At 68.5% G+C, this 1,729-nt stretch carries 1 protein-coding gene and 1 pseudogene; both read left to right on the forward strand.

Annotated elements, in window-relative coordinates; all coding sequences use genetic code 11:
• Positions 1-168, forward strand: a pseudogene (locus DBR20_RS22965) (plasmid replication/partition related protein); the annotation flags it as partial.
• A gap of 115 nt (positions 169-283) precedes the next feature.
• Positions 284-1,570 (forward strand): DUF445 family protein, encoded by a 1,287-nt coding sequence (locus DBR20_RS10470; protein ID WP_108266131.1) that lies wholly within the window; start codon positions 284-286, stop codon positions 1,568-1,570.
• Positions 1,571-1,729: the final 159 nt, after the last annotated feature.

A 1,729-nucleotide genomic window follows, 5' to 3' on the forward strand; every position in this document is an offset into this window, starting at 1 on the left:
GCCAACGAGGATGAGATCGCCAGCCGCGATGCCGAGGTGCTGGCTGCGCTGGAGCAGCTGGGCGAGGATGCCCCGGCGCTGCGCCGTCGCGTGGTGAACCTGACCCGCGAAAACGACACCCTGCGCGCACAGCTGGCCCACCTGCGCAAGCAGCTGGAAACGCTGTAACGGGTGGGTAGCGCCGGGCCATGCCCGGCGAGCGCAGCGGGCTCTGAAAAGCCGCCGGGCATGGCCCGGCGCTACCGATGCGTCGGCATCATTCAGTGGCGGGTAGACTTCGGACATGACGTCTGCCATCGATCCGCGCCGCGCTCAGCTGCGGCGCCTGAAAGCCCTCGCCCTTGGCCTGCTGCTGCTGATGCTGGCCGGCTTCGCGGTCAGCCACTGGCAGGGCGAGCGCGGTATCTGGGCCTGGGTCTCGGCCTTCTGTGAGGCTGCCGCCGTCGGCGCACTCGCGGACTGGTTCGCGGTGGTCGCCCTGTTCCGGCGGCCGATGGGCCTGCCGATTCCGCATACGGCAATCATTCCGCGCAGCAAGGAACGCATCGGCGACAGCCTGGCCCTGTTCGTGCGCGACCAGTTCCTGGAACCGACGGTGCTGCTGGCCAAGCTGCAGGTGTTCGACCCGGCCAGCCGCCTCGGCAGCTGGCTGGCTGATCCCGCGCGGTCACGGATGCTGGCCGACATGGCCCGTGGCTGGGCGCTGCAGGCGCTGGACTTCTTCGATGAAGCCGCGGTGCGGCGGCAGCTGCACAGCTTCGTGGTGCAGCAGCTGCGGCAGTGGAATGCCGCGGCCACCGCCGGCGAACTGCTGGGCCTGCTGACCGCCGATGGCCGCCACCAGCGGGTGCTGGACGAAGGCCTGCAACGGTTGGGGCGTTGGCTGGAACAGCCGGAAGTGAAGGAACGCGCTTCGCAGCTGATCGTGCGCTACATCCAGCGCGAATGGCCGACGCTGTCGAGCACGGTGAACTGGATCAAGCCGATCGATGAGATCGGCGACAACCTTGCCGAACGCCTGGCACGTGCGGTGCTGGAAGAACTGCAGCAGGTGCTGGCCGAGCCGCAGCATCCGCTGCGCCAGGATTACGAGCAGTGGCTGGGCAACTACGTGCAGCGCCTGCGCGAAGACCCGGCACTGGCCGAGCGCATCGAGCAGCTCAAGCAGGAAATGATCGACCACCCTGCCCTGCAGGAGTACGTACAGGGTCTGTGGTCGCGCATACAGGCCAGCCTGCGCGGCGATCTGCAGCGCGAGGATTCGGCACTGATCGGTCATCTGCAGCGCAGCCTGGCTTCACTGGGCGACAGCCTGCAATCGGACCCGGCGTTGCGCGAGGCGTTGAACCAGCACCTGCTGGAAGGCGCACAGCGCCTCACCGGGCGCCTGCGCGAGGGCGTCACCACCCACATCGCGCAGACCGTGAAGAGCTGGGACGAGCGCCACCTGGTCGAGCAGCTGGAGCTGAGCGTGGGCCGCGACCTGCAGTTCATCCGCTTCAACGGCACCCTGGTGGGCGGCCTGATCGGCCTGCTGCTGCATGCGGCGACTGTTCTGTTCCGTTTCTGAGATGGGTTCCCGGCCGGGCTGCGCCCGGCACCCGCAGAGGCCGGAGCCAGAGCAACAGCCGCAGCTGGTTTCCTGTGGGATGGCGGGGCGCTGTGGGTTTGCGGGGCCGCCGTGAACCCGTCCCTGGGGGCTTGGTCGCCGCATCCATGCGGCTCACAC

Origin of the sequence: Stenotrophomonas sp. HMWF023 (assembly GCF_003060985.1) — a bacterium.
Taxonomy (GTDB): Bacteria; Pseudomonadota; Gammaproteobacteria; order Xanthomonadales; family Xanthomonadaceae; genus Stenotrophomonas; species Stenotrophomonas lactitubi.